Origin of the sequence: Sulfidibacter corallicola (assembly GCF_017498545.1) — a bacterium.
In the GTDB taxonomy this organism is placed as follows: domain Bacteria; phylum Acidobacteriota; class Holophagae; order Acanthopleuribacterales; family Acanthopleuribacteraceae; genus Sulfidibacter; species Sulfidibacter corallicola.
On the sequence record NZ_CP071793.1, the window covers coordinates 7,403,445 to 7,426,367 of the forward strand.

11 protein-coding genes are annotated in these 22,923 nt (G+C 62.3%); 10 read left to right on the forward strand and 1 reads right to left on the reverse strand.

What is annotated here, in order from left to right:
- Nucleotides 1-179: 179 nt before the first annotated feature.
- The 8 genes from J3U87_RS22805 to J3U87_RS22840 all read left to right on the forward strand — a co-directional run bounded on the left by J3U87_RS22805 (nt 180) and on the right by J3U87_RS22840 (nt 15,649).
- The gene (locus tag J3U87_RS22805; RefSeq protein ID WP_237378079.1) at nt 180-4,883 is read left to right on the forward strand and encodes a PKD domain-containing protein; all 4,704 of its coding nucleotides are present in this window, start codon (nt 180-182) and stop codon (nt 4,881-4,883) included.
- A gap of 274 nt (nt 4,884-5,157) precedes the next feature.
- The gene (locus J3U87_RS22810; RefSeq protein ID WP_237378080.1) at nt 5,158-6,156 is read left to right on the forward strand and encodes a cytochrome-c peroxidase; all 999 of its coding nucleotides are present in this window, start codon (nt 5,158-5,160) and stop codon (nt 6,154-6,156) included.
- A gap of 89 nt (nt 6,157-6,245) precedes the next feature.
- On the forward strand, nt 6,246-6,896 hold the full coding sequence (locus J3U87_RS22815; protein WP_237378081.1) for a cupredoxin domain-containing protein: 651 nt from the start codon (nt 6,246-6,248) through the stop codon (nt 6,894-6,896).
- Nucleotides 6,897-6,922: 26 nt separating this feature from the next.
- Nucleotides 6,923-7,585 (forward strand): cytochrome P460 family protein, encoded by a 663-nt coding sequence (locus J3U87_RS22820; protein ID WP_237378082.1) that lies wholly within the window; start codon nt 6,923-6,925, stop codon nt 7,583-7,585.
- A gap of 68 nt (nt 7,586-7,653) precedes the next feature.
- On the forward strand, nt 7,654-9,432 hold the full coding sequence (locus tag J3U87_RS22825; protein WP_237378083.1) for a methyl-accepting chemotaxis protein: 1,779 nt from the start codon (nt 7,654-7,656) through the stop codon (nt 9,430-9,432).
- Nucleotides 9,433-9,690: 258 nt separating this feature from the next.
- Entirely contained in the window at nt 9,691-10,893 is a 1,203-nt protein-coding gene (locus J3U87_RS22830; RefSeq protein ID WP_237378084.1) for an efflux RND transporter periplasmic adaptor subunit, read from the forward strand.
- Between the two features lie 65 nt (nt 10,894-10,958).
- A complete protein-coding gene (locus J3U87_RS22835) occupies nt 10,959-14,174 on the forward strand; it encodes an efflux RND transporter permease subunit (RefSeq protein ID WP_237378085.1) in 3,216 nt (1,071 codons plus the stop codon).
- A complete protein-coding gene (locus J3U87_RS22840) occupies nt 14,171-15,649 on the forward strand; it encodes an efflux transporter outer membrane subunit (protein WP_237378086.1) in 1,479 nt (492 codons plus the stop codon). The genes J3U87_RS22835 and J3U87_RS22840 overlap by 4 nt, the downstream gene beginning before the upstream one ends.
- 1,518 nt (nt 15,650-17,167) lie before the next feature.
- Here the strand turns inward: J3U87_RS22840 and J3U87_RS22845 are convergent.
- Nucleotides 17,168-18,070, reverse strand: coding sequence for a cyclic nucleotide-binding domain-containing protein (locus J3U87_RS22845; protein ID WP_237384529.1), 903 nt, complete (start codon nt 18,068-18,070; stop codon nt 17,168-17,170).
- Between the two features lie 399 nt (nt 18,071-18,469).
- Here J3U87_RS22845 and J3U87_RS22850 point away from each other — a divergent pair, with 399 nt between their 5' ends.
- Nucleotides 18,470-19,387, forward strand: a complete 918-nt coding sequence (locus J3U87_RS22850) for an adenylate/guanylate cyclase domain-containing protein (protein WP_237378087.1) — start codon at nt 18,470-18,472, stop codon at nt 19,385-19,387.
- A gap of 534 nt (nt 19,388-19,921) precedes the next feature.
- Nucleotides 19,922-22,645, forward strand: coding sequence for a hypothetical protein (locus J3U87_RS22855; protein ID WP_237378088.1), 2,724 nt, complete (start codon nt 19,922-19,924; stop codon nt 22,643-22,645).
- Nucleotides 22,646-22,923 lie beyond the last annotated feature (278 nt).

Below are 22,923 nucleotides of genomic sequence, written 5' to 3' on the forward strand. Positions count from 1 at the left end.
CCTTCGCCCCCGCGGAGGGTCGATGCGTGCCGAACCGTCGTGGCCCAGGGCCGGCTTTCATGCCCGTTTGTTCGATCGCCCGGTTTGGATCCCACCCGACGGAGGTTGGTGTCCAACCGTTTCGAAGTCGTACCCGGACCGGGTCGCCGGGGCAGTTCACCGTGCTCGAGGAGGCTGTCGTGTTCGCTGGATTCTCACGTGTCGTGTTGTGTGTCGGTTTCGCCCTTTGTCCCGCAGCCGTCGCGCAAAACCTGCTGATTCAAACCGAACCGGGCCGCCAGGCGGTGTTGGAAGGCGAAACCGTGCAATTCACGGCTCGTGACTTCGCGGATCCGAACTACGCCGCCTACGCCTGGCAATTCGGCGACGGCACCCAGGCCGAAGGCGCCGAGGTGACCCACGCCTTCGCCGAGGCCGGCCGTTTCACGGTGGTGCTCCAGGGGCGCGACGCTTCCGGCAATGCCAGTGAACCCTCTTACAAGACGATATTCGTGATTCCTGCCCAGTGGTCCGACACTTCCTCCTGGGAGGAAACCGTCAACGGCATCATCGCCGAGCCGGCCGAGGACGGCCTGGTGGCCGGCCTGGGCACGGCGCTGCATTTCGAAGCCCAGGAACAGGAAAACGCCACCTACTTTTGGGAAGTGGCCGGCACCCTGGAACAGTCCGAGGGACGGGTGTGGGATTGGACGATTCCCGCGGACTGGGACGAGGGCCAGTACCGGGTTCAGGTGACCGGAATCCACGAAACCGGGATCGCCGATCCCTGGCCGGATTCCCGCACGCTCTACGTCTACCGCGACGTGGCCCCGCCCGATGTGGCCCTGGCCGAACCCGACCTGCCCGAGGACGGCGTCTTTCGCCTCGACCTCGGCGACTCGATTACCTTCACCGTCACCGCATCGGCGCCCGAGGCCCGGTTGCCGCTGACCATCGACTGGCGGCTCTACTGTACCGGCAGCCTCGATGCGGCGGCCTGCAACGCCTGGCCCGGCACCGATCTGGCCCAGGGCACGACCTCCACCTTCACCCCCGACCAAACCGGCTACCATCAATTGCAGGTCAACGCGACCGATGTCCAGGACGTGCGCGATCCGTTTCCGCTGTTCATCGGCATTCTGGTCAAGGACGAGAATCGCGCACCCGACGGGATGATCCCCACGCCCTCGCAAGTGATTTCCCTCGGTGACCCGCTGACGCTCGAAGCGGAGGGCTCCGATCCCGACAACGACGTGATCGCCTTTCGTTGGGATCTGGGTGACGGGCGCACGATGGAAGGGGCCAGCATCGAGCCGGGATACACCACGGCCGGGGTGTACGTCGTGTCCGTGACCGCGATCGACAGCGCCGGCGCCGCCGATGCCACACCCTTTCAGCGGTTGGTTCTGGTGAACGATCCCGATCTGGCCCCGATCAATGCCGAACCGCAGGGATTCCTGCACGATCCCGACTTCGGATCGGCCTTCGCGGCCGGCCAAGCCATCGAGTTCCGCGGCTTCGCTTCGGACCGCGACGATCAGGAGCTGTCGATCTACTGGGACTTCGACGACGGCAGGGTGATGCAGGCTCCGATGTCGGAAACCTTTCCCGGCCTTTCGGTCATGGAGCGCAGTTATGCCGTGGCGGGTCGCTACCACGCGCGCATGTTCGCCCGGGACGCGCGTGGTTTCGCCTCGCGCAGTGTGGAGGCCACCCAGTTTGCGGTGTTCGAGGGAGCCGTACCACCCGAGGCCCGCGTACTGGAGCCGCGCGCCCCGGATTCATCGACGGACGAGTTGTTTCTGCCCTTGAACCTCGGCCAATCGGTCAGCTTCCGCGGCACGGTCGACGGCGTCGACGATCTCACCGGGTACGACGCCGCTTGGGGCATTTCCCCACCTTCGGGCATCGGTTTGCAGTTGACGGGTTTCGAACCGGCACCGTTCACGCCCACGGAAGCGGGGCTGTACTACGTTCAATTGGACGTTACCGACCCCGCCGGCATCGAGGATCCCTTCGGTGCCCCCTTCTACCTGGACGTCCGCGACAATTTCGAGCCCGAGGGGCGAATCCTGGAGCCGGCGTTCGACCTGTCGATTCCGGTGAATACGGGCATCACGCTGGCGGCTGAAGGCAGTGATCGCGACGGTGACGCGCTGACCTTTTTGTGGACGCTCAGCGATGGTCGCACCATGGAAGGCGCCCGTCTGGAAGAGGTTCGCTTTCCCGAAGCCGGCCTGTTCCGCCTGACGCTGACGCTCATCGACGCGCGTGGCTCCGTCGTGGCCGTGCCCGGTTGGGTCTACGTCAACGTGTTGCCGGAAAGCGCCGGGGACACACCCCAATTCGCGGAGCCACAGGCGCTTTCGCCGACGGGTTATTCGGTGAACGGACCGGCCGGGTCGCGTTTCCTTTTCGAAGTGGCCGAAGTCGACGACACCCAACAACCACTGACCGGATTCCTGTGGGACTTCGGCGACGGCCGGTTCGACGAAACGGCGCGACCCGGTGAGGTTGCGTTCGAAAATCCCGGCTACTACGGCGTGCGGGTCTTCGTGCGCGATCGCAACGGCGTCTGGTCGCCCTACGCCCGCTCCTGGGAAGTGATCATTTACGGCGACAACACGCCGCCCGAGGGCACGATCGTGACGCCGGCTCCGCGCGAACACGAAGATCCCGACAAAGCCCGTGAAATCCCGGTGCTGATCGATACCGAAGTCAGCCTGAACGCGACCGCCTCCGATCCCGACGGCAACTATCCGCTCAGCGTGATCTGGTCGCTGGATTACGAGACCTACAGCTTCCTTGCGGAGCCGCCGCCGCTGACCTTCGGTGAGCGAGGTACCCACATCGTGACCCTCGCGGTCCACGATTCCGAGAACCAGAGTGACCCGGATCAGGATTTCCGGCGCTTCAAGGCGGTCGATCCTTCGCTGCTACCGGAAAGCATCATCGCCGCGCCCGATGGCGAGATCACGGTGGAACCCGGTCAAGAGGTTCGTTTCTTCGGTTATGGCGAGGACCCCAATGAACTGGACCTCGAATACGAATGGAACTTCGGCACCGGCGCGACGCCGTCCCAGGCGACGGGTGCCGAGGTCGCCGCGGTCGTGTTTCACGAGGAGACCCCCGACGACGCACCCCACATCGTGACGTTCAAGGCCAAGACCCTGTTCACCGAGGACGACACGCCCGCCGAACTGCGGGTCTTCGTCAAACGGGTCAGCGACGCCGAACTGGAACCCAACAATGCCGTCGAAGAGGCGGCGCCCCTGGGACGCGGCACCTATTCCAACCTCAGCATTTCCGGTGAGGATCCCGTCGATTTCTACCGCTTCGTGCTCGAGGATTCGGGACGCGACATGCTGGTGTCGCTGCGTTCGGCCGAGTTGCTGGATTTCCGGTTGACCCGCCTGGAAGCCAGTGTCTGGACCCCGGTTTCGGCCGATTCCTTCGCCGTCAGCGACAAGACCCTGACCTTCCAGAACCTGCCATCGGGCCAGTACACGCTCGAGGTGCGCAGCGCCGAGCCGGCCAAGCTCGGCAAGCGGCGTTTGAGCTACGGCTTCTCGGTCGAAACCGTGCATCCCAGCCTGTACCTGCCGTTCTTGGTGGAGGACGGCAGTTTCGGAACCTGGCTGGGCATTCTCAACCCTTCGGACAGCCCGACCGAGATCGCGATCGTGGGCCTGGACGCGGCCGGTGCCGTCGTCGAGACCAAGACCCGGACCTTGGCGCCGCGTCAACGGTTGTACCAGCCGTCGCTGGACTTTTTCGGCAAGGTCGGCAATGTCGAAAAGGCGCGCCAGATTCGCTGGGTCAAGGTGTTGGCGCCCCGGCGCCTGGTGGGCTTCTCCACCAGTGTCAGTCACGACGGTTCGCAACTGGTCAGTTCCGGGGCGCACCGATCGCTCCAATCCTCGGTCATGTTGCCGCACATCGCCCAGGCCACCCATCAATGGTATACCCGGGCGGTCCTGGTCAACGCGGCCGAGCGTCAGGGACGGCTCCAGTTTCATCACGAGCAAAACCAGACCGACCTGGAGAACGTGGCCAAGGACGGGCAGGCCGATTTTCGATTCTTCGACCTTTTCGGCGAGGCGCCGCCGGCTTGGGGCACCTTCCAACTCGACAACGGCGCCGCGGGCATCGCGGGTCTCGAGATCTTCGGTCGGAAGGACGGTGCCAAGCAGGCGGCCGCCCTGGAAATGTTGCCGACCCTGAACAACAATCCCAACTTCACCCGGGTGGGCAACGATTTGTATTTCACGCACGTGGCCAGGGACACCGTCAACTTCTGGACGGGCGTCGCGCTGATCAACCAGACCCAGGTGGCTTTGGGCTACCAGGTGTTCGGCTACGACGACGCGGGCAACGTGGTGGTGGAGCTGCGCGATCAGCAGCTCGGGCCGGGGGAGAAGTTCGTGGACACCGTCGCCCAGTGGTTGGGCGAGCCCTCGGCGCTCAGTTGGATCAGGGTTGAGGCCGACGCGGGCATCGCCGGGTTGGAGTTGTTCGGCACCAAGGCCGGCACCAGCCTGGCCGGCTTCCCGGCCGCCGATTACCTGACCGACCGGCTCTACTTCCCGTTCGTGGACGAGCGGGCGGGTGAGTCGTGGACGGGCATCGTGGTCTTGAACATCAGCCAGCAGGAGGTGGCGGTGACCCTGCGCGCCTTTACGGCCGATGGCGCCTTGGTGGCCGAACGCGTCGAGCGGCTGGGTCCGCGCGAGAAGCGGGTGGCGTTGCCGGCGGATCTCTTCGGTCAGGCCTTGCCGGAGACGACGGCGTCGATCGTGGTGGAAGCGGAGACCAAGGCCTTGAACGGTTTCCAGTTGTTCGGCTCTCTGGAAAACGGTCGAGCCGGCGGACGTCTGGCGGGGATCCTGGCCCAAACCGATTGACGGCGCCACGGTCTCTTCGCCTTTGGGGCCACCGGGCATCCGCCGCTCTGGATGCCAGGCCCCGACGCACTATCGGCATGGTTTGCATTTTTTTGCCATTCTGAGTTTTCAGGCCGCTTCATAGGACCAAATCTCAAGAATTATTCGAGGCCCAACGATGGGATTTTTATATCTGTAACCCATCCCGTGATCGTCGGCAGGAATCGCTGTCTCTTGTGGCTGTTGAGGTAGGTGATGAATTCCGACAGCCGCGACCATTTTCGAGGAGGCCTCGTTGAAACGCAACTGGTGCACCCTGATATTGGGAATTGGCCTGACGTTTTCTCCCGCCTGGTTACTCTTTGCCCAGCCACCGCTCGGAACCCCCGATGTGGATGATATCGAATACCCCGATGACGAACCGCCCGATCCGGCGGTGGTCTCCTTGGGGAAAACCCTGTTCTTCGACACCCGTCTCTCCAAAAACCAGAAGATGTCGTGCGCCACCTGCCACAATCCCGATCTCGGCTTCGGCGACGGCTTCGGCCTGGGTCTCGGATCCGAAGGAAACCGCCTCGGACGCAACACCCCGCACCTGTACAACCTGGCCTGGAACGTCTTGTTCTTTTGGGACGGTCGCGCCGCCAGCCTCGAGGACCAGGCCCTGGGTCCGATCGAGGCCGAGGGCGAGATGAACATGAATCTCGACGACCTGATCCCCCGACTGCAGAAGGTTCCCGAATACGTCGAGGCCTTCAGGAAAGCGTTCCCCGCGGAACAGGGCCGAATCGACAAGCACACCCTGGCCGCCGCCATCGCCGGTTTCGAACGCACCCTCATCAGTGACGATTCGCCCTTCGACCGCTACCTCGAAGGCGATGCCCAGGCCATGTCCGAGGAGGCCAAGCGCGGCCTGGCCCTGTTCAAGGGCAAGGCCAAATGTATCAACTGCCACAACGGGCCCAATCTCACCGACAACGGATTCCACAATATCGGTGTCGGCGACGGCAAGGACCCCGGCCGCGGCAGCATTCTCGCGGGCGTCACCACCCAGGGCGCCTTCAAGACGCCCGGCCTGCGCAACGTCGTCCTGACCGCACCCTACATGCACGACGGCTCGGTGGGATCGCTGGAGGCCGTGGTTCGCCACTACGTGGACGCACCCAAGCAGAAAAAGAACCTTTCGCCCTTGATGGTGGCGATCGAGCTCGACGATTTCGAAATTTTGGATCTGGTCGCGTTCATGGGGGCGCTGACCGATCCCGTGGAAATCAAACCGCCGGTGGTGCCCTGAACCGGGATCGGTGTGGGTTTCGCGGCACCACTGGTTCCGTATCTGAATGACTGCAAATCGAAACGTTCACTCGCGATGAGGAGACCAATATGAATGGGAAGTATTGTGGCCTTCGCGGCATGTCGCGCCTCGCCGGCCTCGCTGTCTTGCTGCTCGGCCCGGCATCGGCCTGGTCCGGGGAAATCAGCGGCACCATTTCCTTCGAGAAGAAAGCACCGGTGGTCGGGCTGATCTACCTGCCCGGCGACGAGGGCCTGGTCGGCAAGGACGGGCCCAAACTGGACCAGAAGGACCAGCGCTTCACCAAGCCGTTGGTGGTCGGGGCCAGGGGCTCCAAGGTCACGTTCAAGAACTCGGACACGATCGCCCACAACGTCTATGCCGAGGACACCAAAGCCGGGGCCAACTTCGACATCGGCTTGGCCCCGCCCGGTTCGGAGCACGAGACCGACATCGGTTGGAAGGAAGGCATGGTCGTTCAGGTCGGCTGTAAGATCCACCCCAAGATGCGGGCCTGGGTCGCCAACATTTCCAGCCGATTTCATCAGGTCCTCGAATTCGAGAAGGGGATCAAGACCTACGATTTCGCCTTTGAAGCGCCAGGCAACCTGAAAGAGGTCAGGGTCTGGCTGCCGCGCTACGATCCCGTGATGGTCGAGTTGGCCGTGGGCGAGGAGAAAACGGTCGACTTGATGAAAAAGGGCAAAAAATACGGAACCCTGCTGGTAAAACGCGGATGAGGCGTCGACCCGGCTCGGACCGCCGCATGCGATGGCACGTTGCGATCATCCGGCCCCGGTGCGCGATGGCGCTGGGAACCGGATTGGCCCTCACATGGTTGCTCGGCTGGTCCCTGCTTTCGGGGGAGATCCAGGAACCGGCGGAGGGGCCGCTCCCGGTGAACGACCTGTTGGCCCAGTCCTCGAGCCGCTTTGCCGCGCCCAAGGACACCGACCTGGCTCGGCTGGTCGAGGGCTATCGCACCGACTGGGAGCGGGTCTCGGGACTCGTCTTTTCCGGCATGCACTGGCAACAGTCGGTCGTCGTGTACGTCAACCGGGCCTCGGATGTCTATCGCCACAACCGGCAAGCCTATCTCGAAGAGTTTCAGCGCGCCGGGGAGGACGAAGATGACCCCGAATCCGCTCCGACCTACCGCACCTACCCGCGAGGAACGGTGATCCTCAAGGAAGCCTTTCGGATCGCCGACGGCCAGTCGGCCACGCCCCTGAACCTCAGTTTGATGGTCAAACGAGAAGCGGGCTTCGATTCGGCCCTGGGTGATTGGGAATTCATCCAAATCGCTGCCGAAGGGGACCTGATCATCCGTGGAACCAGTGAGAACCCGGCGTCGCGAGCCCTGTGCACCGACTGCCACTTGAACATGAAGCACCGCGATTTCGTCTACCACACGGCGGGCGGCCCTTGAGGACCGCGCCCGTGCCGGCATCGCGAATCGTGAACCCCCTGGACCTTGTTCTTACATGGAGCTGAGACATGTCGATGACCCGCTTACTTCGATTTCATGGGCTGAATGTCAAAACGCGGTTGTACCTGCTCTCCCTGTTCCTGTTCCTACCGTTCGGCGGCATCATTCTGTACTTCATGCTCACCGTCAACGAGATCAAGCACCAGGCCAGGGCCGTGTACGAAGACCACTTCATGACCGTGGTGGCGTTGAAGGATTGCCAGTTCGCCATTTCGCAACTGGTGCATGCCGGCGTTGGCCTGTCCTCCGAATCGATTCTCTTCGAGTCCGGTCAGGAGCAGATCCTGGCCTACGGTCAGGGCGAGGACAAGGCTGCCTCCCTGCCGCGCAATTGGACCATGTTCGATCAACGCTACCGCTCGTTGGACATGGCCCTGACCGTGGACCGCAAGGGTGCCAAGACCATTCTGTCCGAGAAAGAGCTGGTGTCCCAGCTTCGCCAGGGGATGGGCCGGTTTCAGGCCTTGCTGGATCAGGTCATCCGGATCATCGGCGACATCGACGAGGACGACTTCGAGGCATCCGAAATCAACGTGCCCGTTTCCGAAATGAGCTATTTGGGGATCGATCTCGAGAACACCATTCAAGATCTGGTTCTTTTGGAGGAACGGAAAGTCCAGGACATCGAGGATCGGCTCGAGCAGCGGGCCTCCCAAGTTCTGTTTCGGGTGCAGATCGCTTTCGTGCTGTTGGTCCTGTTCGGGTTTACCTACCTTTGGTTCCTGGCCCGCTCGGTCGGGGCGCCCCTCAGCGATTTGACCCAATTCTGTGCCGAATTCCTGGAAACCGGCAGGTTGGATCGCGCCATCGATATCGACGGTGATGACGAAATCGGTCGCCTGGGCCGTTATTTCAACGAATTCATGAAAAAGTTCCGCACGCTGCTGAAGCAGATTCAGGCCGGCGCCCACACCTTGAGCGAAGCTTCCCTGGTGCTTTCCGAGCAATCGCGCGAGATGTCGAACCACACCGAACAGCTCAATCAGTACGCCGGCGGGATCGCCGACCTGGTGCGCGAAATGGAGGAGCACGTCGACGATGCCTACCAGGGCGTCGACCAGGTGTCCGTGGGGATCACGGACCTCTCGCGTAACATCTCCGAAATCGACGAGGCGGTCGGACAGATCAGCGAAAACACCACCACCGCGGCCAACGAGAGCCGGCTCGCCGAGAACAAATCCTCGGAAGCGGCCTCCCAGATGGATCAGTTGGAGCAGAGCGTGTCCATGGCGCGCAACATCGTCAGCACCATCGAGAAAATCGCCGAGAGTTGCAAGTTGCTGGCCCTCAACGCCGGTATCGAGGCGGTTCGCGTCGGCGACCACGGCAAGGGATTCACGGTGGTCGCCAACGAAGTCAAGGAACTCTCGAAACAGACCTCGGCCGAGGTCAATGTCATTTCGGGCCATATCCAGGAAATGGTGGATGCGATCGGCGCGGCCAAGGGCCACATGGAGGAGATCGCCAACATCATCCGTCAGGTGGAAAAGAACAATTCCAGCATCGCCGATGCGGTGCACGCCCATCGACAGACCACCAACCGCGCCTCGCACCGCATGGGCGAGAACGCCGAAGCGCTGCGGAAAGTCCAGGCCAGTGTGCAGACCGCCACGGCCCTGTTCCAGAAGGTGGCCGGTTCCAACGCGTCCGAGGGTGCCAGTATTCGCCAATTGGTCACCGTTGCCGAACTGGTGGGTCGCAATGTCGCGGTGGTGGATGGTCACACGGCGCAATTGGCACAAATGGCGGAAAAACTACGGGAAAGCGTGGCGGGTTATCAGGTCTGAAGTGGGTGAGCCTGTCGCGCGAGCCTAGACCCTCGGTGTGGATTTACTCGTCAGCTAGACGGTGTGCCGTTTTGTTCGGTTTTTCCTGGAAATGATTGATTTGGGCGGGAAAAAGGTTTCCCCCGGCGTCGCTGCGGTATTACAATGGCGCTCGTGTCCCGAGACCTGCGCTCACGTGGCTTTTCTCCTGTTGTCACTTCGGGTTGGCCTCGATCGTCGTGTAAGTGGGATGCATCTGGGTTGCGTGGAGGCCTAAGAATGTTTTCTAGCTCTACAAGATTTTTTCCGATTGCAGCACTTCTCGCTGTCGCCGTGTTCACCTCCTCCTGCGGCACCGGTCAAGAGGCTCAGGCCCAAGCGCCCGCCTTTCCGCCGGCGGTCGTCGCCATTGCCGAACCCATGGTCAAGGAAATCGTGACCTGGGACGAATTCACCGGCCGTTTTCAACCCGTGGACCGCGTGGAGATTCGCGCGCGCGTCAGCGGATATCTCGAAGAGATTCGCTTCGAAGACGGCGAGATCGTCGAGAAGGGCGACGTGTTGTTCATCATCGATCAGCGTCCCTTCCGCATTGCCTTGGCCCAGGCCCAGGCGGATCTGGACCAGGCGCGTTCCCAAGTCACCCTGGCCGAAAAGGAATACGAACGCGTCGCGGGCCTTCGCAAGAGCCGCGCGGTCTCCGCCGAAGAGCTGGATCGCCGCACCCAGGAATTGGCCGTGGCCCGGGCCCGCGTCACGGCGCTGGCTGCGGGCGTCGAGGATGCCGAACTGAATCTCTCCTTCACCGAGGTTCGCGCCCCCATCAGCGGACGGGTCAGCGAGCGCAAGGTCACCCTCGGCAACCTGATCAGCGGCGGCTCGGCGGGCAGCACCCTGTTGACGACGGTCGTGTCGTTGGATCCCATCTACTTTTATATAGAGGCCAGCGAGGGCGATTTGCTCAAGTACGCCCGGGTCGATCCCATGGGCGTGGGTCCCGGCGTGCGGCAGCGGCGCACCCCGATTCACGTTCAATTGATGGATGAAGCCGATTTCGGTCATCGCGGCCACATCGATTTCATCGACAACGAGATCGATCCTTCCACCGGCACCGTTACCGTGCGCGGCGTGTTTCAAAACCCCAACCATTTGCTGAAGGCCGGCTTGTTCGGTCGCGCCCGCCTGGTGGGATCCGCACCCTTTCAGGCCGTGATGGTGCCCGACACCGCCATCGTCACCAGCCTGGGCCGCAAAGTGGTCTATACCCTGAACCAGGAGCAGATCGTGACGCCCCGCCCGGTGGAATTGGGCACCCTGTACGAGGGAGATTTGCGCGTGATTCGCGCCGGTCTCGAGCCTGGCGAAAAGATCATCGTGACCGGTTTGGCCAAGATTCGACCGGGCATGCCCGTACAACCTGAAGAGAAAACCATCGAAGAACTGCGTCAGCAAGCCGGAGCCGGTCCCGCACCGGGCTCCTGAGCCGCCTTGTACCTCACCCGGAAACCCTTTACCGATCAGGTTTATCTGTCAGGAAGCTTGCCAGCATGAAATTCACGCATATTTTTGCCGATCGACCCATTTTTGCGACGGTGCTCTCGCTGCTGATCGTGATCGTGGGTGCGATTTCCTATTTCACCCTGCCCGTCAGTCAAATGCCCCAGATCGCGCCGCCGACCATCGTCGTGTCGGCCAACTACCCCGGCGCCAGCGCCGCCACCATTTCCGACACGGTGGCCACGCCGCTGGAACAGGCGATCAACGGCGTCGAGAACATGCTCTACATGCTCTCGCAGTCCACCGGTGACGGCCAGATGCAGTTGACCATCACCTTCGAGTTGGGCACCGATCTGGAGGAGGCCCAGGTCCTGGTGCAGAACCGCGTGGCGATCGCCGAACCGCGCCTGCCGGAGGAAGTGCGGCGCATCGGCGTCACGACCCAAAAGAGTTCGCCCAACCTGATGATGGTGATTCACCTCTTTTCGCCGGATAACAGCTTTAATCAGTTGGACATCGGCAACTACGCGACGTTCCGGATGAAGGACGTGTTGGCCCGGGTCGAGGGTGTCGGTGATATTTTCGTCTTCGGTTCCGCCGATTACGCGATGCGGGTCTGGCTCGATCCCGACCGCCTCCACAGCCTGAACATGACCGCCGGCGACGTGATCGAAGAGCTGCGCGCCAAAAACGTGCAGGTCGCCGCGGGTGTGCTCAACCAACAGCCGCAGCCCCATCCCAGCGCCTTCGAACTGAGCGTCCAGACCCAGGGTCGCCTGCAGTCGCCGCAGGAATTCGAGGACATCATCATCAAGGCCGAAAACGGCCGGGTCGTCAAACTGGGCGACGTGGCCCGCATCGAACTGGGTGCCCAGACCTACGCCACGCGCAGCTACCTCAACGCCTATCCCGCCGTGGCCCTGGCCATCTTCCAGCGGCCCGGGACCAATGCGATCGCCACCGCCGACGAACTGCTCGAGCTGACCGCGGGGTTCGCCGAGAACTTCCCGCCAGGCCTGGCCTACGACGTGGTCTACAACCCCACGGCCTATGTGGAAGAGTCGATCGTCGAAGTGTACCGGACCCTGGCGGAAGCGATCATCCTGGTCGTGTTGGTGGTGTTGCTGTTCCTGCACTCCGTGCGTGCCGCGCTGATCCCGATCGTCGCCATTCCGGTTTCGCTGATCGGCACCTTCGCGGTGTTGGCTTCCCTGGGCTATTCACTCAACACGCTGACCCTGTTCGGGTTGGTGTTGTCGATCGGGATCGTGGTCGACGATGCGATCGTCGTCGTGGAGAACGTCGAGAGGAACCTGCGCAAGGGCATGTCGCCACGGGATGCCGTGCACACCAGTATGGACGAGGTGGGCATCGCCCTGGTCGCCATGGCACTCGTGCTGGTCGCCGTGTTCCTGCCGGCCGTGTTCATTCCCGGGATTTCGGGCCAGTTCTACCGCGCCTTCGCGATCACCATCACCGTGTCGACCGTGATTTCCGGCTTCGTGTCGCTGACCCTTTCGCCCGCGTTGGCGGTCATTCTGCTGCGGCCCCACAAGGTCGAAGAAAAGGTCCCGTTGTGGCGCATGCCGTTCCACTTCATCGTCACCAACTTCGAACGTATCCTGGTTCGCCTGACCGCCGGCTACGCCGCCCTGATCAAACGTCTGGTGCGCATGGGCGCGCTGGCCTTCGTGATCTACCTGGGCCTGATCGGGCTGACCTGGTTCCAGTTCGACCGCACGCCCACCGGGTTCATTCCCCCGCAGGACCAGGGCTACTTCATCTGCGCCATGCAGTTGCCGCCCGGTGCCTCGCTGGAGCGTACCGACAAGGTCGTGCGCGAAGCCATCGATCGCTTGCTGGCGGTCGAGGGCGTGAGGAACACCGTGGCCTTCGGCGGCTTTTCCGGGGCGACCTTCACCAGCGCTTCCAACGCCGCGGCGATCTTCATCACGCTCGAGGATTTCGAGACGCGCGAGGCCAAGGGCGTGACCTTCGACGGGCTGCTCGGCCAACTCAACGGTGCCGTGGCCCAAATTCAGGAAGCCTTCACCATCGTCATTCCGCCGCCCGCCGTGCAGGGCATCGGCAACGGCGGCGGCTTCACCATGATGATCCAGGATCGCGAGGGCCAGGGCTACGACGCCCTGCTCGGCGCCACCTGGGCCATGGCCGGTGCCGCGATGCAGGATCCCTCGGTGTCGATGGCGTTCACGACGTTCGAGACGCAAACCCCACAGCTCTACCTGGATGTGGATCGGGAGCGGGCCGAGCGATTGGGCGTCGACATCAGCGAATTGTTCCAGACCCTGGAGGTCTTCCTGGGTTCGGCCTACGTCAACGATTTCAACATGCAGGGCCGCACCTTCCGCGTGGTGGCCCAGGCCCAGTCCGACAAGCGACTGACGCCCGACGACATCCTGCGCCTGAACGTGCGCAATCGCGAAGGGCTGATGGTGCCGACCGGTTCCGTGGCCAGCATCGCGGACCACTACGGGCCCTCGCGCGTGCCGCGCTTCAATCTCTACTCCGCCGCGGCCATGCAGGGCAACATCACGCCGGGCTACAGTACCGGCCAGGTGTTGGACAAGATGGAGCAGTTGGCGACGCAGGTGTTGCCGCGCGGGTTCTCGTTCGAGTGGACCGACCTGGCGTTGCAGCAGCGCAAGGCCGGGGATACCGCCGGATTGGTGTTCGGATTGGCCGTGCTGTTCGTTTTCCTGTTGCTGGCCGCCCAGTACGAGAGTTGGTCGCTTCCGCTGGCCGTCATCCTGATCGTGCCCATGTGCCTGCTTTCGGCCATCACCGGTGTCATCATCGCCGGCATGGACAACAACATCCTGACCCAGATCGGCTTCGTCGTGTTGATCGGACTCGCCAGTAAGAACGCGATCCTGATCGTCGAATTCGCCAAGCAGCAGGAGGATCGCGGGTTGGATCGGTTCACCGCCGCGATCGAGTCCGCCCGTCTGCGCCTGCGCCCGATCCTGATGACCTCGTTCTCCTTCATCCTGGGCGTGATTCCGCTGGTGTTTGCCACCGGGGCGGGCGCCGAGATGCGTCAAGCCATCGGCATCGCCGTGTTCAGCGGCATGTTGGGCGTGACCTTCTTCGGACTCTTGCTGACCCCGATCTTCTATACCATTACCCGCACACCGCTGTTCTCGCGAAAGAAACAGGCGACCGAATCTGCAGATGAGCAGACACCGCCACCGTCGCCGACACTCGGGGAAGCGGCGCTGAACCAACCAAGGACGGATTCATGATTTGGATTGCCGAATGGAGAAGGCGTTGGCGAACCGGCGCCGTCGTGGCCGTGATCGGCTTCGGCCTGCCGCATTGCGCACCGGTGCGCCCGTACCAGATACCCGAGTCGCCCGAAATCCAGGACACGGCGTTTATCGCGGTGGAGAATCCACGCATTCGGACTGGGGAGCCCGTGGCCACGTGGTGGACCGAGTTCGAGGATACCGATCTGTCGCGGTTGATCGATCGGTCGATGGCCCACAACCACGATGTCCGTCAGGCCCTGGCTCGGGTGCGCGAGGCCCGTGCACTTTCCCGAGCGTCGGGATTCGATCGCTATCCGACGGCCACATCGAACCTGAGCGCGACGCGTGAACGCGCCAGTAAGGAGAGCCTGACCGGCGATTTCTTCGATCCCGAGTACAGCAGCTACAGCCTGGGTCTCAGCGCCAGTTGGGAACTCGACCTATTCGGCCGGGTTTCCCAGGGGATCGCCGCGGCCGAAGCGGGCGAGGGCTTTTCGAACGCCGATCTGGCCGATACCCAGGTGGTGGTGGCCGGCGAAGTGGGCATGGCCTACATGGGTCTGCGCGGTGCCCAGTACCGTCTCGACGTGGCCCGTCGCAATGTCGCCAACCAACAACAGACCTACGACATGATCCGGGACCTGGCCGAAGGCGGACGCAGCAGTGACCTGGACGTGGTCCGCGCCGAAGCCCTGCTCTCCCAGACGCGCGCCGCCATGGCGCCGCTCGAGGCCGAGATCGATCGCAACCTCAACCGGTTGGCCGTGCTGACCGGTCAACCGCCCGCGGCCTTGCGCGAAAACCTCTCGCAGGTGCGGCCCTTGCCCAGCCTTCCGGCGAGTGTCGATGTGGGCGATCCTGCGAGCCTGTTGCGGCGCCGGCCCGACATACGCCGGGCCGAACGCGGGTTGGCTCGGGTGTCGGCCCAGTACAACCTCGAAGCCACCGACATCTTTCCCCGGGTTTCCATTCTCGGCAGTTTGGGATTCCTCGCCACCAATTTCTCCAACCTGCTGTCGAGCGATGCCGTGACCTACAGCATCGGACCGTCCATCGATTGGGCGGCCTTCGATCTGGGCCGGCAGCGCGCCGAGGCCGAGGCGGCGGACGCCCGGGTCGAAGGCGCTTTGGCGGCCTACGAACAATCCGTGTTGCTGGCGCTGGAAGATGTGGACACCGCACTTTCCGCGTTCGCTCGCGAAGAGCAGCGCCGTCAGGAGCTGCAGGTGGCCGCACGCGCCAGCGCCCGCGCGGTGGAATTGGCGCGGCTGCGGTTCGATGCCGGGCTGGACTCGTTCCTCGACTTCCTCGATGCCGAGCGGACCCTGCTCAACGCCGAGCAGGCGCTGGCCGAGTCCGAGGTGGGCGTGGCGACGCGATTGGTGACGGTCTACAAGGCATTGGGCGGCGGTTGGAACATCGCCCCCGAGGGCGCCGCCGGCGAAGGTGCCGCCACCCCCGGCGAATGACCCCGAAGTACCCGCCTGTGCGTAAGTGACGCAACGCCTGCAGGTTGAGCAGCCTGCCTTACCGGCCCTACTCCACCAATCGAAGCTCGTCATCAGGGAGTGCCCGCATCCTGGAGAGGGTCGCCATGGCGGTAGGTTGGGCTGCCAGCCCGACGCGTCGAAGCTACCCAAGCAACGGTAAACAATGACACCAAAGTGCGAAGCCTCGCATCTCCCTCATCGAAGTCGTTGGGTCCCAATTCCCCGCATCGCGAGAGGGGCGTCGTCTCGGTAGGTTGGGCTGCCAGCCCGACTCATCGAAGCGTGTTGATTGGCAGTGCCCGCATTCAATGAGGGTCGTAAAGCCTGTAGGTGGAGCAGCTTGCTCCACCAATCGAAGCAACCCAGACAACTACAATCAATTGCGCCAAAGAGCAAAGCACAGAATCTCCCACGCAACCCCTATTCGAAGTCGGAAAGGTTGAGTCCCTGCATTGTGAGAGGGGCGTAAAGCCTGTAGGTGGAGCAGCTTGCTCCACCAATCGAAGCAACCCAGACAACTACAATCAATTGCGCCAAAGAGCAAAGCACAGAATCTCCCACGCAACCCCTATTCGAAGTCGGAAAGGTTGAGTCCCTGCATTGTGAGAGGGGCGTAAAGCCTGTAGGTGAAGCAGCTTGCCATACCTGCTGTGCTCCACCTACTTGCGTGATGATCCTCCCTCGATGCGGGAACTTTATGTATTGCTGCTGCGTTGGCGCGTTGCGCGGCTGATGCGCGGCTTCGTTCTTTGGTGTAATGGTTTGCTGTTGCTTGGGTAGCTTCGACGCGTCGGGCTGGCAGCCCAACCTACCGAGACGACGCCCCTCTCGCGATGCGGGGAATTGGGATCCAACGACTTCGATGAGGGAGATGCGAGGCTTCGCGCTTTGGTGTCGTTGTTTACCGTTGCTTGGGTAGCTTCGACGCGTCGGGCTGGCAGCCCAACCTACCGAGACGACGCCTCTCTCGCGATGCGGGGAATTGGGATCGAGCGACTTCGGAGAGGTTCGATGAGGGAGAAAATGTGCTCCGCTCTTTGGTGTAATGGTTTGCTGTTGCTTGGGTAGCTTCGACGCGTCGGGCTGGCAGCCCAACCTACCGAGACGACGCCTCTCTCGCGATGCGGGGAATTGGGATCGAGCGACTTCGATGAGGTTCGATGAGGGAGAAAATGTGCTCCGCTCTTTGGTGTAATTGCGTGGGGTTGCTTGGGTAGCTTCGACGCGTCGGGCTGGCAGCCCAACCTACCGAGACGACGCCCCTCTCGCGATGCGGGGAAAGCGGAATGAGCGACTTCGATGAGAGAAAAGGGGCTTCGCACTTTGGTGTCGTTGTTTGCCGTTGCTTGGGTCGCTTTGGAAAAACAGGATGCGATCGAGCGAAGCGAGCCTGCCCGCCCGAACACATCCCCGGAATCACCGCCACTACAGCGAGTGATACGACCGCCAGTCACACCCCCGATCCGGGTCGGCAAACCGACCCGGTGGCCGGGACGGCTACTGCCGGCTGCGGGCTTCCACTTCCTCGGGGCTACCCATGCGTCGCTGGTAGTAGTCGATGATGATGTCGTAGACTTCCGGATGCTTTTCGGCCAGGTTGTGGAGTGCCGAACTGTTGAGTTCCAAGGCTTCCACATTGTCCATGGCGGTCAGCGTGGCCGTTCTGGTCTTGCCGGTGACCAAGCCGATTTCGCCGAAGAAGGCGCCTTCTTCCAGGATGCGGACCTGCTCGTTGTGATTGGCCTTGTTGCTGACGTACACGCGCAGGTTCCCGTGGACCAGGACCATCAGGCTGGCGCCTTTCTCGCCCTCGGTGAACACGATTTCGCCGGGTCCGAACGAGCGCATTTCCAACATGTCCAACAGGGGTTTCAGCTCGTTTAGAGAGAACAGGCGGAACAACGGGGAGTTGACCAGGGCGTCGAGTTCCTGTGTTTCCTGCGGCGGTTCGATCGTCGTCTCGATCTCGTCGGCCTGGGGGTGGTAATGTTTGCCATGGGTGATGATCAATTCATCGGTGGCTTCCACCAGGCGGATACCCTCGTCGGGCGTGGCGAACGTCTGGTGCTTTTCCGGGGGCGGTTCTTCGGCGATTTTCGTGGCGACAATGTGTTCCTGCTCCTGGATTTCCCCGACCTTGTCCGGAAACAACCGCTTCATGTGTTTGAGGGACGCCAGCGCCTTGGTATAGAAGCCCGCGGTCATGAACTGTTGGACGATTTTGCTCAGCACGCTGTAGCTTTCGCGCTTTTTCCCGAGCTTGTAGAGCAACTCCGCCTGTTGTTTGCGAAAGAAATGGTTGCTCGGCTCCCGCGAGAGAACCTCGTCCAGACAACGCAGGGCGGCGTTGAATTTCTGTTTGGCGATCAATTGGTTCACTTTCATGACATCTTTGGTCATCAATCCCACGGTTATCCTCCAAGTTATGATTTTCTGGCGGCACGGGTAGGGGCAGCCCGACGCGGCGCCGACCTCGGCGACGATGAGTGGCCCGACAGCTTCGGTTCGAACGGCCTTTTCGGTTCGAGTCTTACCTGTTTGGGAGACCGAGGTTCGTGAAACGATCTCGCGATCGGATGCCGACGTTCGTGACGATAACTGCTGGGTCCGCATTGTAGCTCTTGTCCAGCCAAAGCCCAAGGTCAACCGACACAGTTTGTGCATCTTGAAGCGATGGAATCCTGAAAGAAATCGATCGGGTTCAACAGAATGCGTATTCGCGCTGTTGTTTTCATTCCCGCGGTTGTATGCTATAGGCGTGCTGGCATTTTTTTACTTCTCGAACCGCGGATAAATTCGATGCCGAACGATACTCGACCACTACCCCAGGAAAAGCCCGTTCAGGATGCGTCGAAAAGTGAGTCCGGTGGCCTCTTTCAACGGGAGGAGTCCGTGTTGGCACGGGCCCAGGCCGTTTTGGACGATTCCGGCACCGACGATCCGGCCCAATTGCGAGAAGAGATGGCCCTGTTGGCCAAGGGCTACCGCAAGCTGTTGCGTCAGACCGAGCGCTTGACCCGTATCAGCGATCGCCGTCAAAACAAGTACTACCGCGTTTCCAACGACCTGGAGTTTCACCTGGAGCGCCACGTGGGCGAGGCCATCAAGGACGAGATCCTCAAGGCGCCGCTTTCGGTGGAACGGGTGCGGATGCGCGAACTGGTCGTCGCCTTTCTCGATATTCGCGGGTTCTCTTCCTTTGCCGAGTCCCTGGAACCCGACCAGGTGATTCATTTCCTGAAAAGTTACTATGAGTACAGCCTGGCCATCGTGCACGAACACGGCGGTTTGGTGAAGTGTTTCATGGGCGACGGTGTTATGCTGGTATTCGGGTTTCGCCATCCCGAAACCGCTTCCGACCGAGCGCTGGCCTGTGCGCGCCAGTTGGTCGAACATCTGCCGCGGTTTCGCGAGCGTTGCGGCTGGCCGATTCAGGTCGGAATCGGGTTGCACCACGGCCCGACGGCGGTGGGTACCATCGGCACCGACAAACGCGCCGAGTTGGCGGTGATCGGCAGCACCGTCAATATCGCCAGTCGCATCGAGTCGATGACCAAACAGCTCAAGTTACCGGTGTTGTTCAGCGAGTCGTTCAAGGACCACCTCAGGAATACGGAGGAAGGGATCGTCCAGGCGGCCGAGGTCACACTGCGCGGCTTGACCAAATCCAGTCGGCTCTACACCTTCGAGGATCTCCTGCTGGACGAAAACGCGTAAGCACGCCGCGCCCATCGCCCCAATCGAGGTACCAAATGGCCTATGGGGTCCCCGTCCGTTTTCGCGTGGTTCGGGTCAACAGCTTGCGTCTTCACGAGTTGAAAGCACCAGGCCGCCCAAGACGCGGTAGGGGAGGGGTGCGCCCTTCTCGTATCACAACCGCAAGGGGTCGGTCTGCGGAGATCGAAACCGCAACCCGCGAACACCCAAAATGTGCGCTAGCTCGTGGTTGTGATCGTTGAAAAACGGAACACTCATGTATTTGTGATATATTACGACTGTTTGCGGGGGATGCGGGCTGGCTTTCGCAGCGACTGTTGCACATCTGATTTTCTATTTCGAGCGAGCTTTTTTCCGGTTCGTGCCTCTTGGCGGCCCGCCGGCACCACCTGCCGGCGCCATGGCATCCAGCCGAGTCGCACGCCGGGTTGTCGTTCTTTCATTCGATATCGATCTCTCTTCGTTGTATTTGTTCATTTCTTTCCTCTACCGCAGCCGCTACCTTCCCCGATTCATTTTTTGGAGGAGAAAGATATGTCTCTATGCTTGAGGGCCTGCCTCGCAGGTCTCTTGGTATGGGTGCCTCTCTGGGCCCAGGTCCCTTTCCACCACTCCCAATTGGGTGACAAAACCAACGGTGAGGAAGAGGCCATCAACCGCCGCGTCCAATGGTTCGCCGAGCGCCGCGGTTTGGACAGCACCCCCAATCCCAACGAATATTGGCGGAAAGCCATCACCGACACCCAGAGCCTGGCGGCGGAAACCGGATCCCGTTCGCCCGGCGCCATCTGGGTCCCTCGCGGACCCGCATCCATGACCATGCTTTCCTGGGACATGGGCCGGGTGGCCGGTCGGGTCAGTGCCTTCGCACACGACCTCGACGACGATCAATTGCTGTATCTCGGGACCGCTTCGGGCGGGCTCTGGCGCTCCACCGATGGTGGCAACAACTGGACGTCCATCTTCGACCAGGTGGGCACCCAAACGATCGGGGCCATCTGGATTCAACCCGGTTCGCCCAAGACGATTTGGGTCGGTACGGGGGAGCAGGGTAGTAGCTGCACCGGTTACATGGGCATGGGCTTGTACAAGTCCACCGACGGCGGCAACACCTGGCAGGCCTCCAACGGCGCGGGCGCCGGCCGCCTTGCCGCGACCTCGGTCGTCGCCATCACCGGCCATCCGACCGACAGCCAGGTCCTGCTGGTCAGCGGCGAGCGCGATTGTGTGGATCAGTGGGACGCCCCGGGCGGCATTTTCCGGTCCGCGGACGGTGGCGGCTCCTGGACCAAGGTCCTTTCCGGCTACGTGAACGACGTGCTGGCAGATCCCGAGAATCCCGGCACCTTCTACGCCTCGATCGGTCGTTGGTCGTCGTTGGCGGGCAACGGCATCTACAAATCCACCGACGGCGGCCTGAACTGGGATCGCCTGGAGAACGGGATCCCTTTCGAAAACGACGTCAGCCGCAGCCGGATCGCGATGGCGCCCTCCGACAGCAGCATTCTCTACATGTTGTCCTACGGCAGCGCGGGCGGGCTCTTCCGCACCGAAGACGGCGGCCAGAGCTGGACCCGTCAAAACGCCAATGCCTGTGAGGGCCAGTGTTCCTACAACCTGTGCCTCGACGTGCATCCGGACGATCCCGACACCGTGCTGGTGGGCAGCATCCGCTTCGCCCTGTCCACCAACGCCGGCGTCAACCTGAACTACCTCACTAGCGGTTGGGGCGGTGGCCAGAAGGTTCACCAGGATACCCACGTCGTGTCGTTTCACCGCGGGACCACCGGTTCGCCCGCCAACGGCAACCGGTTCTGGGTCGGATCCGATGGCGGATTGTGGCGGACCGACGACGGCGGCACCAACTTCGTCAACCTCAACGCCAACCTCAACATCACCCAGTTCTACGACATCGCCGTTCACCCCGACAATCCCGAAATCGTGCTGGGTGGTGCCCAGGACAACTCCAGCTCCCGCACCACGGGCACGCCCCTGTGGAACGTCACCATCGTGACCGGCGACGGGTTCATGAACCTCTTCGACCCCAACAACCCCGACATCGCCTTCCAGACCAGCTATCCTTCCTGGAACGGTTCGGGTTACGTGCCGTCGCTGGTGCGTTCCTACAACGGCGGCGAGCCGGGCACCTTCAACTGGCTTTCCATGGACGGGATTCCCACGGGCGAGCCCTGGGGCTGGGTGACACCGTTGGCCAACGCGGCCATTGGCGGAACCACCGACACCGCCATTTTCGTGGGATCCAACCGGGTCTATCGTTCCGTGAACGAGGGTGACAACTGGACACCGATCAGCACCGCCCTGAGTTCCGACCAGATCAGTGTCGTGCACGCGCAGTCGACCGGTTCCGATGTCGCGGTGCTGGTCGGGTACAGCGACGGCAAGGTGGGCATCACCTACAACGGGACCGCGGCTTCGCCCGATTGGCAAGACGTGACCGGCACCCTGCCTTCGAGCTGGGTCGCCGATCTGGCCATGGATCCCGACGACACCAACCGCATTTACATGGTGCGTTCGGCCTTCGGCGGTGCCAAGCTGTTTCGTTCGGACAACAGCGGCGGCACCTGGCTGGAGTTGGGTGCCGGCTTGCCCGACGTGCCCGCCAACGCCGTGGCCGTCGATCCGCTGCAAACCTCGCGAATCTTCGTGGGCAACGACGTCGGCGTCTTCGTTTCCGAGGATTTCGGGGCCAACTTCGTGCCGTTCATGGACGGGTTGCCGCTGGGCACCGTCGTCACCGACCTCGAAATCGACGACGACCCCTACTGGCTGACGCTGGGCAGCTACGGGCGCGGCGTGTGGCAAATCGCCCTGACGCCCTCCGACCTGGGTGTCGAAGGTGGGCCCAACGCCGAGACCTGTTCGGGCCGCGGTGTGTTGGTTTCCGTGACCGCGACCGGCGGTTCCGGTTCCTACAGCTACGACTGGCAGGTCGCCGGCGGTCCGGACACGGACCTGGACCAGTTCGACGACACCAGCCTCGCGAATCCCACGTTCACGCCCAGCGTGAGCGGCCAGTACACCTTGCGCTGTACCGTTTCCGACGGCAGTGGCAGTGCCAGCGCCGATGTGAGCGTTTCCGCGGGCAACAGTCTCGAACTGCTGTGGGTGGCTTCGACCCACTGGCTCGAGACGACCGGTTCGCCAGGCTGGGATCCCCAGTTGGATCTCGACGCCAACGGACGGATCGATCTGCTGGATCTCGTGTTGCGGGTCAACAACCCTGCATGTGACGAGTAATCGGCTGGAGCGTTCGGACGAATCCTGTCTCGTCCGAACCTAAAAACAGGCGCAGCCCCTGTCGGATGTCGGCAGGGGCTGCGCTTCTTTCATGCCTCGAAGCGAATGGTTTCTGTGGGGGAAGGGGAAATCGAGCGTCCGGATCTAGCCGTCAGGGCAGGCTTACCATCGCGGGATGAATCGGTTCGACGTGTCGGCCCGGCAGGCATGCCGCTCGGACCCAACCGACCGGATTTCCGCCGCCAGCGGTCATGCGAGCTCATGAGAGCGCGGGTTGC